This window comes from Duganella rivi, assembly GCF_009857435.1.
Classification (GTDB): domain Bacteria; phylum Pseudomonadota; class Gammaproteobacteria; order Burkholderiales; family Burkholderiaceae_D; genus Rugamonas; species Rugamonas rivi.
On sequence record NZ_WWCK01000004.1, the window covers coordinates 559563 to 574457 of the forward strand.

Here is a 14895-nt window from a genome sequence, read left to right on the forward strand (position 1 = left end):
TCTCCCTCTTCTAGGTTTTTTTCATTGGTACCGCAAGTAATCGTTGAAAGTTATGCCTCCATGAGTTTTTGATTTGGATTCGTTAAAGCCTTACCTGCCGCTGCCTGGCGCGCGACGTAGGCGCCGTGATCCGGCATCCTGGTGACGGCCTGCGCGATCATTTCGCGCAGCGCGGCGAAGTGGCCGTGCACGGCGCGCAGGTCGACGCGCTCGGCCAGCGGGTCGTAGCGCTTGGGCAGCGCGCCCAGCCCCATCATCATTGCCACGAACGACGGCTCGGCAAAGCCGCCGCGATCGACAATTGCCACCCGTCCGGTCTCGCGGAACAGCTCGATCTGGTGGCGCAGCGAGTCGGGGATGGCCATGTTGGCGCAATAGCGCCAGAATTCCGAGTCGTCGCGCTTGGTCAGCTTGTAGTGCAGCACGATGAAGTCGCGCACCGATTCGTAGCGGATGCCCATCACGCGGTTGAATTCGTCCGCCAGCGCGGGGCTGCAATCGCGGTCTGGGAATAATTCGAGCAGCTTGCCCACCGCCGTTTCAATCAGGTTGATGCTGGTCGATTCCAGCGGCTCGACGAAACCGGCCGACAGGCCGATCGCCACCACGTTCTTGTCCCACGACTTGCGCCGCCGCCCGGTCACGAAGCGGATCTGGCGCGGCTCGTCCAGCGCCTCGCCATCGAGGCCGTCAAGCAGCGCGCGGCGCGCCTGCTCGTCGCTGGTAAAACCGTTGCTGTACACGTGGCCGTTGCCGATGCGGTGCTGCAAGGGGATGCGCCAGAGCCAGCCCGCTTCCTTGGCGGTGGAGCGGGTGTACGGCGTCAGCCTGGGGGCCGAGGCGCATGGCACGGCCAGCGCGCTATTGCACGGCAGGTAATCGCTCCAATCCTCGTAGCCGGCCTTGAGCGCGCCCTCGATCAGCAGGCCGCGGAAGCCCGAACAATCGACAAACAGATCGCCTTCAACGCGGCGGCCGTCGCGCAGCTTGACGGCGGTGACAAAGCCGCTCTCGGGATGCTGCTCGACCTCGACGATCATGCCTTCGATGCGCTGGGCGCCGCGCGCCACCGCGTAGTCGCGCAGGTACTTGGCGTACAGGCTGGCATCGAAATGGAAACCGTAGGAATAGGCGTCGGTCATGCCCGGCGTTTCCTCGTTCGGCGGAACGAACTTGTTGTGGCGCGCCATGACCGACGGAATCGACCAGTTCTCGATGTCCGGCATATGGTTGAAGGCTTGCGCCAACCGCAGCCAATGCTGGTGCGCGCCGAAGCCGGCCAACGCCGGGCCGAAGTCGCCGAAAGCGTGGAAGAAGCGGTTACCGAGGTGGCCCCAGTCCTTGAACTCGATGCCGAGCTTGTAGCTGGCCTGGGTCTTGGCGACAAAGTCGTCTGCATCCAGGCCCAGCGCCGCGTTGTAGACGCGGATGGTCGGCAGGGTCGCCTCGCCGACGCCGATGGTGCCGATCTCGGGCGATTCCACCAGGATCACCTCGCAAGGCTGGGTGGGATGGTTGGCCAGCCGCTGCGCCAGCGGGGCCGCGGTCATCCAGCCAGCCGTGCCGCCACCAACGATAACGATTTTGCGGATAGCGCCGCCCTGCGTGTCATTGCTGTTCATAAGCGATGACAACGTTTTCATGCTTAGGCGAAAAAAGGGCGAGTTTAACCAAGGCCAAGGGGGTGGCCGCTTGATGTAGCGTCTTCAATTGTCGTCTCCAGTATTCTTTTAGTCCAGCATCGGGTGCTAGTAATGTGAAATTAACATTGATGCGAGCAACGAACAAATGAATATTGTGCGACTGTCGCTGTTTAACGTCACTCGCTAAACAGGATAGAAGAAAAAAAACGGAGCCACGAGGGCTCCGCTTCATTACGCCTGATAAGGCATTTAGAACTGATAGCTTGCGCCTACTGCGAAGAAGCGGCCAACTGCGCCGGCCTGATGCAGCGATGCATTGTAGGACGTCAGGTTGTTGGCGTTGCCGTAGGTGGCGACGTCGATCGGTGGCTGACGGTCAAACAAGTTCTGCACCGAGGCCTTGAAGGTCAGGTTCTTGCTGTACTTGTAGCTGAGGTTCAGATCGGTCGACATGAACGACGGGATGTGGCAGTAGTTCAGCGGTACGTCCTTGCCGAAGAAGTACGTCCGGCTCGAGATCGAGGTGATCTTGGTGCAGTCGGTCACTTCTACCGATGGATCCAGCGCCGAGAACGAACCTACCCAGTTGAAGGTCGTGGTGGCGGTCAGCGGGCCTTTTTCCCAGCCCAGCTTCAGCTGTGCGCGGTTTTTCGGATTGCCGGTGTCGCCGGAAATGACCGAAGGGCCGTGGGTGCCAGCCAGTTCATAATCCACACCGTTCGAGCTCAGCACGTAGCTGATCATGTGGTTGAAGTTCAGGTCGGCCAGGAAGTTGCCGTAGTCGGCGGTCTTGCCGGTCAGCTTGAAATTGAACTCCACGCCGCTGGTGGTGGTGCCGCCCGAGTTGACATAGCCGGAAGTCGCGTAGGCGATGGTGCCGACCGATGGCAGACCTTGCACCACACCGCCATTGCCATCAGCGATATCGACTGGGAACACGGCGTTGCGCACGTACGAAGGCACGAAACCAGGCACGCCGGAAGCGGTGTTGATCTGGTTCTTGACTTCGATGCGGTAGTAGTCCACGGTCGAACTGAAGTAGCGGGTCGGCTCGATGATCGCGCCGAAGGTGTACGACTTCGACTTCTCGGGCGCCAGATCCTTGGTGGTCAGCTGGACGAAGGCCGGCGACATCGCGCAGGCGGTTGGCACATTGCCCTTGGTCTTAGGATTGCCGTCGGCGCACAGGATAGGATCGTTCACCGAGTGGAACGTGAAGAACGAACCGGCAGTGCCATTTTCCGCCGCGTTAGGTGCACGGAAGCCTTTCGAGAAGGTGCCGCGCAGGCCGATGATGTCGGCCGGCTTCCACTTGAAACCGGCTTTCGGCGTGAACGAACGGCCATAGGTATCGTAATGGTCGAAACGTGCCGAGGCTTCCAGCTCCAGGTTTTTCAGCACTGGCGCCAGTACCTGCGCAAAGGCTGCGGCGTTTTTCTCTTCGCCGAGCACGTACGCTGCGCCGTTGCCGACGATACCGTTCGCCAGCAGCGCTGCCGACGGCGATTCCATTTTCTTCTTCATGTAGCTGACGCCAACCGCCAGGCCCATCGGGCCACCCGGCAATTGCATCAACTCGTGCGAAGCGCTGGCGTCGGCAAAGGTCAGCGTCGAGGTGGCTTCGTTGCTGAAGCGCGGTGCAATCGCCGCCATGTCCGCGGCGCTGTTGCCGCCCAGCGGATTGAACGGATTGGTCGCGCGGTTAAACGCCTTGTACAGCGCGACGCGATCCACGTAACCACTGTAGTCGATGTCGGTCTTCACGCGGGTGAAACCGGCCGCCGCTTTCAGCTCCCAGTCGTTCCAGCTGCCGTCCAGGTTGGCGACCAAGCGCGACGAGGTCGCCTTGTTTTTCTGGGTGTTGGCAGGATCCACGCCTGGAATGTAGCCGTACAGACGGGCGCCATCGCCCAGCGTGTTGCCGGCCACGCCTTGCTTGAAGGTGGTCGGGCCGTACACGTTGACGATTTGCGGGTTTTGTCCCGGTACCAGCGAGGTGTTACCGGCGAAGCTGGTCGGCGAGAAGACCGGCGGCACGCCGCGGTTGTTTTCGCTTTCTCGCTGGAACACCGAGCCTTTGACCGACAGCTGCCAGTCTTCGTTCAGCTTCTTGGTGAAGCCGACCAGGGCGTTGACGTTCTTGGTTTCAGGCTGGAGGAAGGACACCGTGTCGCGGATCGCGCAACCACCGCTCATGTACTTGGCATAGTTGCAGTTGGTGTCCAGGAACTGGTAGTTGGCCGGGTTGTGCACCGGGTCGGCGCCCTTCGGCGTGTAGAAGAACGGGCTGCTGGTCGCGACCAGGTAGTTGTTCGATGCATTCGGCACACCGCGGTTCAGGTTGATACCGCCGCGGGCGCTCCAGTCGCCCTGCGCCCACAGGTAGTTGTCGCGGTCGGCGACCTTGATGGCTTCCGAATGGCGCAGTTCGAGCGAGCCGAACAGGTTGTAGCCGTCGGCCTCCAGATCACCGAAGCCGTGCGTGATCGCGGTCTTGTACATGGTGCCGCCGCCGTGCTGCGAGCTGCCCGCGTCGGCACGCAGGGCGGTACCCTTGAAGCTCTTCTTCAGGATGATGTTGACCACGCCCGCAATCGCGTCGGAGCCGTAAATCGACGATGCGCCGTCCTTCAGCACTTCGATGTGGTCAACCGCGTCGAATGGAATGTTGGAGACGTCAACGAACTGGCGCTGTGCGTCATCCGACAGCGGGTATGGCGCCATGCGCTTGCCGTCGATCAGCACCAAAGTCAGGCCGACGGTGAGGCCGCGCAGCGAAACGCCGGCGCCGCCATTTGCAAACGCGCCGGAGAAACCACTACCCAGTGCACCCTGGCCATTGGCCGACAGATTGCTCAGTACTTCCGCGATCGAGGTCGAACCGGTGCGAACCAGGTCTTCGGCCGTCAGGATCTGTACCGGGCTGGTACCTTCCTTGTCGGCGCGGCTGATCAGCGAGCCGGTAATCACCACGCGCTGCGGCGCGGCTTGAGTTTCCTGGGCAAATGCCGGGTGGGCAACCGCCATAGACAACGCACCGCTGGCAACGATCTGGAAAATCGCCAGTGGCATCGATTTCATGCGCAACTTCATCAATATTTCTCCTTGGCTTAGGGCCAATTTTGTTGAACCTGCCTGCGGGATTCACATGGGTGTGTGAGCAGGCATCGCTTGGTAAGCAACCTTTTAACTTTCGGTTACAGCTGCGCATGGAATCATGCACTGACACTAGGTGTCAATTAAATAGCCACCAGCTTTCAACATAGATGCAACACATAGGAGAAAATGCCTTTTGACGGTGCGCACTTGCACCATAATAGTTTCTTAACGCACCAAAATTAACTACTATTGGTTTTCGGCCGCGCGGGCCGCGGCCGCCAGCTTGCGCCGTGCAGGATCGCTTGATTGCGCTCTTTATTTAGTCCACGCCGTAACGGTCGGCCTGCACCTTGCCGCCGACGCCATGCGTGCGGACATCGGCGGTAATCGGCAGCATGTCCTTGTCCCACGTTTCCCACTGCGCCTTCAACTGCTCGAACACCTCCGGGTGGCGCTTGGCGAGGTTGGCGCGTTCGCGCGCGTCTTTCACCACGTCGAACAGGAACTCGTTCTTGCCGATCTTCAGGTATTTCCAGTTACCGGATCGGATCGCGCGCTGGGCGTTCGCCTTGTAGCGCCACAGCAGCGTGCGCTCGTTGTTGGGCGCCTGGCCGGTCAGGATCGGCAGCAGGTTCTGGCCGTCGGTCGGGTATTGCGGATCGGGTGCGCCGCCGGCGGCTGCCAGCAAGGTCGGCAGCCAGTCCATGCTGATTGCCACCTGCTCGCTCACCTGCCCTGCTTTCACCCTGGCCGGCCAGCGCAAGATGGCCGGCACGCGGATGCCGCCTTCCAGCAGCTCGGTTTTCTGGCCGGTCAGCGGCCAGGTTTTCGAAAAGCGTTCGCCGCCGTTGTCGCTGGTGAAGATGACGATGGTGTTGTCCGCCAAGCCTTTCTTTTCCAGCGCCGCCAGCACGCGGCCGATCGAGGCGTCCAGCGATTCGACCATGCGGCCGTAAGTGGCCAGGTCGCCGCCATCGTAGTGGAAGATGTTGTCGATGTCGCGCGAGATCGCCTCGTCGCCCGGACCTTCCCACGGCCAATGCGGCGCGGTGTAATGCAGCGATAGCAGGAACGGCTTGCCCGCTTGCTGCTTGTTGACGAAGTCGACTGCGCGCGCGCCCAGCAGATCGGTGTAGTAGCCGATCTGCTGCACCGGCACCTCGCCCTCGTACAAATCTTCCTTCACGTTCGGGCCCACGCCCGGCTTGTGGGTAAAGTAATCGATGGCGCCGCCGTAGTTGCCGAAGAAGCTGTCGTAGCCGCTTTTCAGCGGGCCAAAGGCCGGCAAGTAGCCCAAGTGCCACTTGCCGATCAGCGCCGTGCCATAACCCTGCTGCTTCAGCAGCGACGGCAAGGTCGGATGCGACGGCGGCAAGCCGATGGTATCGGACGCGCCGGCTATCGGCTCCTCCAGGCCGCCGCGCAGGCGGTACTGGTAGCGGCCGGTAATCAACGCAAAGCGCGTGGCCGAGCACACCGCCGAGTTGGCATATGCCTGGTTGAAGCGGATGCCCTGCTTGGCCAGCTTGTCGAGATGCGGCGTCTTGAAATCGGTCTGCCCATACACGCCCAGATCGGCGTGGCCCAGGTCGTCGGCCAAGATGAAAATGATGTTCGGCTGCTGCTTGCTGGCCGCCAGCGCGGAAGGCAAGTAGTTGGCCAGCGCCAGCGCTGGAAGCGACTGAAGAATGCGGCGGCGATTATGATTGGTCATGCTCTAAGTCTCCTGGTTAGAAATCTGCGCGGGCAGTCAGGCCCAAGGTGCGCGGCGTGCCGATCACGGCGTTGTAGGCGCCGAAGCTGCTGTTCCACAGGCTGGTGTAGTACAGCTTGTCGAAGGCATTCTTGGCCCACAGCGATACGTCCCACTTGGCGCCGCCGGCCTTGAAGCGCGCGCCAGCCGACAAATTGGTCAGCGCATACGCCGGGATCTTGGCGTACCTGGATGCGTCCAGCGTGCCGAAGCTCTCGGTGCGGTACGAGGTATTGGCGTTGAAGTAAGCTTCCACGCCCTCGGCCACGGCCTGCGCGAACTGCGCGTTCAGGCTGCTCGTCCAGCGCGGCGCGTTGACCAGCGCAGCGCGGCCCGACAGGTTGCACGAGGTGCCGGCGATCTCCGGCGGGCATGGCGCATTGGTGTACTTCAGGTATTTGACGTCGTTGAAGGCGCCGTTGGCACCGAGCGTGAAGCCGCGCGCAACGAGGAAGGTGGTCTCCAGTTCCACGCCGCGGCTGCGCACGTCGCCGGCGTTGGTGATGTAGGACGACTGCGTGGACGGATCGTAGGCGTTGTTTTGGTAGCCACGCACCACGTTGGCAAACACGCTGGCGTTGACCTGCGCGCGACGTTCCCAGAAGTTGCTCTTGATGCCGAGCTCGGCGTTGTTGGCTTTCTCGTTGTTGATCTTCAGCGAGGACACGCCAGCCGCGCCCGGCACGGTCAGGTTGATGCCGCCCGATTTCTCGCCGTGCGACACGGTGGCAAAGCCCAGCACGTCGGCGTCGAACTTGTAGGCCAAGGTCAGCAAGCCTGACGGACTCAGGTTGTTGAGCTTGATGTCGCCCGAGTTGAACGCGCCGTAGCGGGCGTTGCGCGAGGCCAGCGCTGCGCCGGTGACGGCCGCGCCGCCGGTCGGAGCGTAGCGCACCTCGTAGGCGCGCTTGTCCTCGTAGGTGGCGCGCAGGCCGGCGGTCAGGTCCCACTTCGGATCGATGTGCCAGATCGACTGGCCGAACAAGGCGTAGCTGTTGACGCGCAGATGGCCGTCGGCAAAGCTGGTGATGTTGGACCATGCACCGTTCGGCGTGCCGTTGAACTTGTCGGCCAGCGGGCCGTTGTAGGTGAAGTTGGTGTTGTCGAGATTCTGGTAGTAGTAATACGCGCCGACCACCGATTCCACTTCGCGCCCCTGCGGCGTGGCCAGGCGCAGCTCTTGCGTGAACTGGCGGTGACGCGCCAGTGCGCCGACGTTGAGGGTAACTGGCACGTCGAGGCCGTCATCATTGCGTGGCGTGAAGTTCCAGAAGCGGAAGGCGCTGATCGAGGTGAACTTGTAGTCGTTATCGAGCTTCCAGTTGATCTCGGTCGACAGGCCGCCCTGGTGCACGCTGACGTGCGAGCCGCTGTCCAGGCTGACTTGGTGACGTGCAGGGTCGGTAATCGGGTGGCCGCCGACGGCGGCGGCCTGGGCCAGCCACTTGCCGCTTGGGCCGGCGCTGAAGAACAGCAAGGTGCCGTTGTTGGAATCTTCCTCGTTGTAGTCGGCAATCACGCGCGCGCTGACCTTGTCATTCGGCTCCCACAGCAATTGCGCACGCACGCCCTGGCGGTCGCCACCCTGCACGTCCTTGCCGGTGTAGACGTTCTTGATGTAGCCGCCCTCGTGCGTCTTGTAGACCGACAAGCGGCCGGCCAGCGTGTCCGAGAACGCGCCGGAGATACTGGCCTTACCTTGCGCGAACTTGTCCTGCCCTGCCGATACCGAGGCCGAGTTCTCGCTGCGGAAGGTCGGCTGCCTGGTCGTGATATTCAACACGCCAGCCGTGGTGTTCTTGCCAAACAGCGTGCCTTGCGGGCCGCGCAGCAGTTCCAGTTGCTGCACATCGAGCGCATCAAACGCCGCCATGCCGGGGCGCGCCAGGTAGACGTTATCGAGATACAGGCCGACGCTGCCTTCCAGTCCATCGCTGGCGGTATTGTTGCCGAGGCCGCGCACGGCAAAGCTCAGTTGGCGCGCGTGCACGAAGTTGACCGTGGTGCTGGGCAGCAGTTGCTGCAAATCCTGCACGCGGTAGACGCGGTTGTTTTCCAGCGTCTTATCGTCAAGCACGCTCATGGTGGTTGGCACGCTTTGCGAGGTCTCGTTGCGGCGGCGGGTGGAGACGGTGACGCTGGCAATCACTTGCGACACATCGGCGCCGGCGGCGCCCACGCCATCGACGCCGTCCGCCGCGGCGGCCGCCTCCACCGCAGTATCCGAAATCGCGGCCACGGCCAGCGCCGCAGCGTTTTGAGCCAGCGCCTGCGGGGCGACAGCGAAGGCGATGCCATAGGCCGCAGCGATGGCGACGGCGAGTTTTTTCTGTTGCATGATGAGTCCGAAAAAAAGTGTAAGGGATCCCGCACGCCGGCATGGAGGCCGGCGCGTGTTGTCGTTATTGGATCAGCGCGTGTTTAGTTCGTAGCTACGCGGAACTTGCCCGGTTCAGGCGGGATCACCGCTTTCTCAGAGCGTGGCGTGCCTTCCGGCACCCAGTCGTACGGCACCGGTTGGGCGCGGTACAGCCAATTGCTCAGCACCGGCTTGCCCGCGCCGGCGACCGGCGTCGGAGCAAAGTAAGGGCTGATGTATTCCCAGGCGATGTCGCCCTTGTTCGTTACCTGAAAGATGCGGCCGTTCATGCCTTCATCGATCAGGGTGTTACCGTTCGGCAGGCGGCGGGCGCTGCTGATGAAGGAACTGTAGAAACCCCAGTCCGGCACGTTCGAATCGCCGCCCGTGTATTCCCACACGATTTGCTTTTTGATTGGATCGATTTCCAGCACGCGCGAACGCGGCTGCACACCAACGCTGACGCGCGGATAACCGGCCTCGCCCTGATTGTCGAACACGAGGATATTGCCTGCACCCGGCAGGCCCGGCTCGATCAGGTGCGCGTCATGCTGGCCAATGATTTGATCCACCGGACGCGGCAGCACACGCGGGCCGCGTACTTGCGCCGGGTAGTCCGGGCCGAGATTCCACACCACCTTGCCGGTCTGCTTGTCGATGATGACGATGAAGTTGGCCTCGCGCGAATCGATCAGGATATTGTCCGGGTTGAAGCGCTGGTCGCCGGCATCGAACCACTTGTTCGGGCCCAGTACCGACATATTATTGATGTGCAGGTAGTCAAACGGCGCGCCCTTGCCGCGCGGCGAACTGCCCTCCTTCACCAGCTTGAGCGAGGCAGGCGTAAAGCCGAATTCGTTGAGGTGCTCGGAGGCCACCCATTTCCACACGATGTCGCCCTGTTTGTTGACCTCGTAGATCACGTCATCCAGCACTTGCGGCGCGCTGAAGCCCGCCACCGGATGCACCAGATTCGCCAGCACCAGCGTGTTGCCGTTCTTCAGGCGGCGCCAATCGTGGTGCTGCTTGGCGCTGCCGCCCGGCACTTGCGCGTTGGCCTTGCCTTCGACCGGCGCGGCGTACGCATCCTGCGCGCTGGCTGCCGCGCCCCACTGCCACACCACCTTGCTATTCCAATCGAGTTCGCCAATCGCCTGATTACGCAAGCCGTTGCCTTCGTTGGAGGTGCCCGGTGCGCTGGCCAATTGCACCAGCACGTTGCCGCGCTGGCCGCCGGTCAGAGCTGGATCAAGCAGCACCGGCGGGAAGCCTTCGGCATTCCAGCTATGCACCTCGTTGCCGTTCATATCGATCAGGTGAGTCTTCTTGTCCTGCCCGCTGAAAATCACGTAGCTGTTGTACGCGGTGGCGGTATCGTAGCGGGTAACGCCGGTGGGATAAACACTGGGCGCCGCGCTCAAGTTGGCGGCCATGGACAACAGGGACAACGCGGCAATTTTATAGGTATGTTTGCTCATGACACGGGCTCTCACGGATGTGGACAGTGTGTCTATATTACGAAACGACCTACAAATCGAGAACTAATATAACCAAGCAAGGATATAAAAAAAATGCCGGATGATCCGGCATTTTTGAGTAAGGCAGAAAACGTGTTTGCTTAGACTGCGTCTGCGCCAGTCTCACCGGTACGGATACGGATCACCTGCTCCACGTTCTGCACGAAGATTTTGCCGTCGCCGATTTTGCCGGTGCGTGCGGCCTTGATGATGGCGTCCACCACTTGCTCAGCCACGCCGTCATCAACCACCACTTCCACTTTAACTTTCGGCAGGAAGTCGACGACATATTCAGCGCCGCGATACAGTTCGGTGTGGCCCTTCTGGCGGCCAAAGCCCTTCACTTCGGTCACGGTCAGACCAGTGACGTTGACTTCCGCCAGCGCCTCGCGTACTTCATCCAACTTGAACGGCTTAATTACCGCGGTGATCTGTTTCATGACTTCTCCTTATCTAAAGGTTTATTGTAATCGACAGGCGTGCGCTGTCCATTCACATAAGCTTATTCATTCACTCTTGCACCGGAATAGAGCGTAATTCCTCCAACCATACAACGCTTTGCGCATCGCTAGGCGCGCGCCAGTCGCCGCGCGGCGACAGCGAACCACCGCTGCCGACCTTCGGCGCGTTCGGCACGCAGCTGCGCTTGAACTGGCTGGTGCGGAAGAAGCGGTCGAGGAAAATGCCGAGGTTCTTCTTGATCGCCGCCAGGTCGTATTGGTTGCGCGTGACGTGATCGCCGTCCGGCCAGCGGCCCTGCTCCTTGTCCTTCCACGCGGTGTGCGACAGGAACGCCACCTTGGATGGATTGAAGCCGAAGCGCAGCACGTAGTACAGGTTGAAGTCTTGCAGCTCGTAAGGGCCGATGGTGCTTTCGGTGCGCTGCTCGGGCTGGCCATCGGCGGTGCCGGGCACCAGTTCCGGGCTGATCTCGGTGCCGAGAATATCCAGCAGCACTTGCGCATCGTTGCGGCCGATTACGCCGGACTCGGCGACCCAGCGCACCAGGTGCGAGATCAGCGTCTTCGGCACGCTGGCGTTGACGTTGTAGTGCGACATATGATCGCCCACGCCGTAAGTGCACCAGCCCAGCGCCAGCTCGCTCAGGTCGCCGGTGCCGATCACCAGCGCGGCGTTGTGGTTCGCCAGGCGGAACAAGTGGTTGGTGCGCTCGCCAGCCTGCACGTTTTCAAAGGTGATGTCGTACTGCTCCTTGCCTTCCGCGTACGGGTGGCCGAGGTCTTTCAGCATCTGGATGCAGCTTGGGCGGATGTCGATTTCCTGCGAGGTGCAGCCGACCAGCTTCATCAAGGCATGCGCTTGCTTGAGCGTGCGCTCGCTGGTGGCAAAGCCCGGCATGGTGTAAGCGAGAATATTCGTGCGCGGCAGCTTGAGCTTGTCCATCACGCGCGCGCACACCAGCAGCGCGTGCGTGGAGTCGAGGCCGCCGGACACGCCGATCACCACTTTCTTCAAGCCGCTATTGGTCAGACGCTGCGCCAGCGCCTGAACCTGGATGTTGTAGACCTCGTTGCAGCGGTCGTCGCGGCGGCGCGCATCGGCCGGCACGTACGGGAACCGTTCGATGCAGCGCTTCAGCGCCAGCGGCTGGTCGCGCTCGATTTCAAGGTGGAAGAACACAGTGCGGAACTTGCCCACTTCGGCCGCGTGGCGCTGCACCGACTGCGCGAAGGTGTTCATGCGCATGCGCTCGCGCGACAGGCGTTCGAGGTCGATATCGGCAAAGGTCAGCGCCGGCTCGTCGGTAAAGCGCTTGGCTTCGGCCAGCAGCTCGCCGTTTTCAAAGATCACGCCCTGCCCGTCCCACGCCATGTCGGTGCTGGATTCGCCACCGCCGGACGAAGTGTACAGATAGGCCGCGATGCAGCGCGCCGATTGCTGGCCCACCAGCTGGTTGCGGTAATTGGCCTTGCCGACCAGCGCGTTCGAAGCCGACAGGTTGACCAGCAACGTGGCGCCAGCCAGCGCCGCAAACGACGACGGCGGCACCGGCACCCACACGTCTTCGCAAATCTCGACGTGGAATTTGAGCAGCGGCATATCGCCCACCTCGAACAGCAAGCCTGAGCCGAACTGCACGCGCTCGCCGAGCAGGTCGATTTCGGTGGCAACGGCGTAATCGCCGCTGCTGAACTGGCGCGCCTCGTAGAACTCGCCGTAATTGGGCAGGTAGCTTTTCGGCACCACGCCCTGGATCTGGCCGTTGGCGATCACCACCGCGCAGTTGTACAGCTGATGCTCGACGCGCAGCGGCGCGCCGACCACGACCGCCATCTTCCATTGCAGCGAGGCGTCCAGAATCGCCGCGAGGCCGTCCAGCACGCCGTCCAGCAAAGCACGCTGGTGGAACAAGTCGTCGCAGGTGTAAGCCGACAAGCCCAGTTCCGGGAACGCCACCAAGGCAGCGCCTTGCGCGGCAGCCTGCTCGGCCAGCAAAATGGTCTGCTCGGCGTTGTAGGCTGGATCGGCAATGCGGCACACCGGCGCGGCAATGGCGACGCGGGCGAAGTCGTGGGTGTACAGATTGAAGAAGTTCGAGGCCATGGCAGCTCTTTAGCGGTCGCAAAATCAAATTATCGCACGGGCAAAGCTGCGCCGCATGCGCTAGACTGGCACAACATTACGCAAGGAGGCAGTGTGGCAGAAGTAGAGTTAGCGATCATCGACAGCTTGGCGGACATCGATCCGGCGCAGTGGCAAGCGCTGGCCGGCGATAACCCGACGCTCAGCTACAGCTTTCTGCACGCGCTGCACGAGACGGAATGCGCCTCGCCGCACACCGGCTGGTCGCCGCGCTACCTGATCCTGCAACGCGAGGGCGTGCTGCATGCCGCCATGCCGCTCTATCTCAAAGAGCATAGCCGCGGCGAATACGTGTTTGACCACGCGTGGGCCGACGCCTTCCACCGCAACGGCATCCCCTACTATCCCAAGCTGCTGTCGGCGGTGCCGTTCACGCCGGTGACCGGCGCGCGCTTGCTGGCCCGCACCGCCGAAGACCGCCAACTGCTGGCGCGCGCCGCGCTGCAAGTGGCGCAGCAATTGGGCACCTCCTCGCTACACATCCTGTTCCCGCATGACGAAGACCGCCAAGCCTTGGCCGACGCCGGCTACATGCTGCGCGAAGGCGTGCAATTCCACTGGGAGAACCACGGCTACGCCGATTTCGACGCCTTCCTCGCCAGCATGAAAATGGAGAAGCGCAAGAAAATCCGCCAAGACCAGCGCCGCGTGCACGACGCAGGCATCCACTTCGAGCACCTGGCGGGCAGCGCCATCACCGAGGAGGTGCTGGGTTTCTTCTACCAGTGCTACGTTTCGACCTACAAGGCGCACTACTCCAAGCCTTACTTGTCGCTGGCGTTTTTCCAGCGCCTGCTGGCCGAAACGCCGGACAGCCTGATGATCGTGCTGGCCAGGCGCGGCGAGGAACCGGTGGCGGTAGCGCTGAATCTCATCGGCGGCAACGTCATGTACGGCCGCTACTGGGGCACGCTGGAATTTGTCTCCGGCCTGCACTTTGAAACCTGCTACGTGCAGTCGATCGCCTACTGCATCCAGCACGGCATCGACCGCTTTGAGGGCGGCGCGCAAGGCATCCACAAGATGTCGCGCGGGCTGGTGCCGACGCCCACCTGGTCGGCGCACTGGGTGGCCGACCCGCGCTTTGCCGACGCGATTGCCGACTTCTTAGCGCAAGAAACCGCCGCCATGAACGACTATATCGATGAATTAGCGGAACATGCACCATTTAAGGGCAGATAAATACGTAAGGGAAACCCGTAAGCGGTTACAATAAGGCTGTTTCCTCAGTAATGTGGCAAAAACAGCATGAACGCAGATTTCATAAAACAACGTAACCGCTTTAAATCCGCGACGATGAAGCGGATTGACGTCACCGAAGAGTCATTTAACAACGTCACCAATATTTTGGCGACCATTGCCAAGCCCTTCCACGTGCGCAAGGGCGAGTATTTGCAACGCGCCGGCGTGCCGGCCACGCAAGTGCATTGGCTAGCCAGCGGCGTGGCACGCAGCGGCTTTTTCAATCGCGAGGGTGTGGAAGTGACGCTGCGCTTTTACCGCGAGGGCGAGTCGGCCACCACGCTGACCGATCTCATCGCCGGGGAAACCGGGCAGCCGGCAGTGCAGTTCCTGATCGCGGAGACGCCGATTCACGGCTTCACGCTGGATTGGAAACTGGCCTCGGAATTGCGCGAGCAGAATGAAGGCATGCAGCAGTACCACCTGCATATCGCCATCCACGGCCTGCAAGCGCTGGCGCAGCACGCGTATAACCATGGCGAGACTTCGGCGCAGGAACGGCTGGCGGCCTTCCGCGAGGAGTATCCGGGCCTGGAGGCGCGCATTTCGCAGCGCGCGGTCGCCTCGTACCTTGGCATTACGCCGCAGTACATGTCGCGCTTGCGCCGCGAGGCGGAGATGGCGTCCGGCGAACCGGCGCGCCAGCCGTAAAAAAAACCCTGTGTGCTGCGGCGTTCA

9 protein-coding genes are annotated in these 14895 nt (G+C 61.8%); 2 read left to right on the plus strand and 7 right to left on the minus strand.

Annotated elements, in window-relative coordinates; all coding sequences use genetic code 11:
* Positions 1-50: 50 nt before the first annotated feature.
* From GTP45_RS14985 to GTP45_RS15015, 7 genes are all read right to left on the minus strand, one after another.
* Positions 51-1622, minus strand: coding sequence for a tryptophan halogenase family protein (locus tag GTP45_RS14985; protein WP_161014661.1), 1572 nt, complete (start codon positions 1620-1622; stop codon positions 51-53).
* A gap of 270 nt (positions 1623-1892) precedes the next feature.
* Entirely contained in the window at positions 1893-4736 is a 2844-nt protein-coding gene (locus GTP45_RS14990) for a TonB-dependent receptor (RefSeq protein ID WP_161014662.1), read from the minus strand.
* Positions 4737-5061: 325 nt separating this feature from the next.
* Entirely contained in the window at positions 5062-6456 is a 1395-nt protein-coding gene (locus tag GTP45_RS14995; protein WP_229258468.1) for a sulfatase family protein, read from the minus strand.
* Between the two features lie 16 nt (positions 6457-6472).
* Positions 6473-8833, minus strand: coding sequence for a TonB-dependent receptor (locus GTP45_RS15000; protein WP_161014663.1), 2361 nt, complete (start codon positions 8831-8833; stop codon positions 6473-6475).
* Positions 8834-8916: 83 nt separating this feature from the next.
* Positions 8917-10332: an aryl-sulfate sulfotransferase gene (locus tag GTP45_RS15005; RefSeq protein WP_161014664.1), complete on the minus strand. Its 1416-nt coding sequence runs from the start codon at positions 10330-10332 to the stop codon at positions 8917-8919.
* Between the two features lie 140 nt (positions 10333-10472).
* Positions 10473-10811 carry a P-II family nitrogen regulator gene (locus GTP45_RS15010; protein ID WP_008447011.1) on the minus strand — a complete coding sequence of 113 codons (339 nt, stop codon included), beginning with the start codon at positions 10809-10811 and terminating at the stop codon, positions 10473-10475.
* Between the two features lie 70 nt (positions 10812-10881).
* On the minus strand, positions 10882-12936 hold the full coding sequence (locus GTP45_RS15015; RefSeq protein WP_161014665.1) for an NAD(+) synthase: 2055 nt from the start codon (positions 12934-12936) through the stop codon (positions 10882-10884).
* A 93-nt stretch (positions 12937-13029) separates the two neighbouring features.
* On the opposite strand from GTP45_RS15015, the gene GTP45_RS15020 reads away from it, so the two are divergent.
* Together GTP45_RS15020 and GTP45_RS15025 are read left to right on the plus strand one after the other, a co-directional pair.
* The gene (locus GTP45_RS15020) at positions 13030-14157 is read left to right on the plus strand and encodes a GNAT family N-acetyltransferase (RefSeq protein ID WP_161014666.1); all 1128 of its coding nucleotides are present in this window, start codon (positions 13030-13032) and stop codon (positions 14155-14157) included.
* A gap of 114 nt (positions 14158-14271) precedes the next feature.
* Positions 14272-14868, plus strand: coding sequence for a Crp/Fnr family transcriptional regulator (locus tag GTP45_RS15025; protein WP_161014667.1), 597 nt, complete (start codon positions 14272-14274; stop codon positions 14866-14868).
* Positions 14869-14895: the final 27 nt, after the last annotated feature.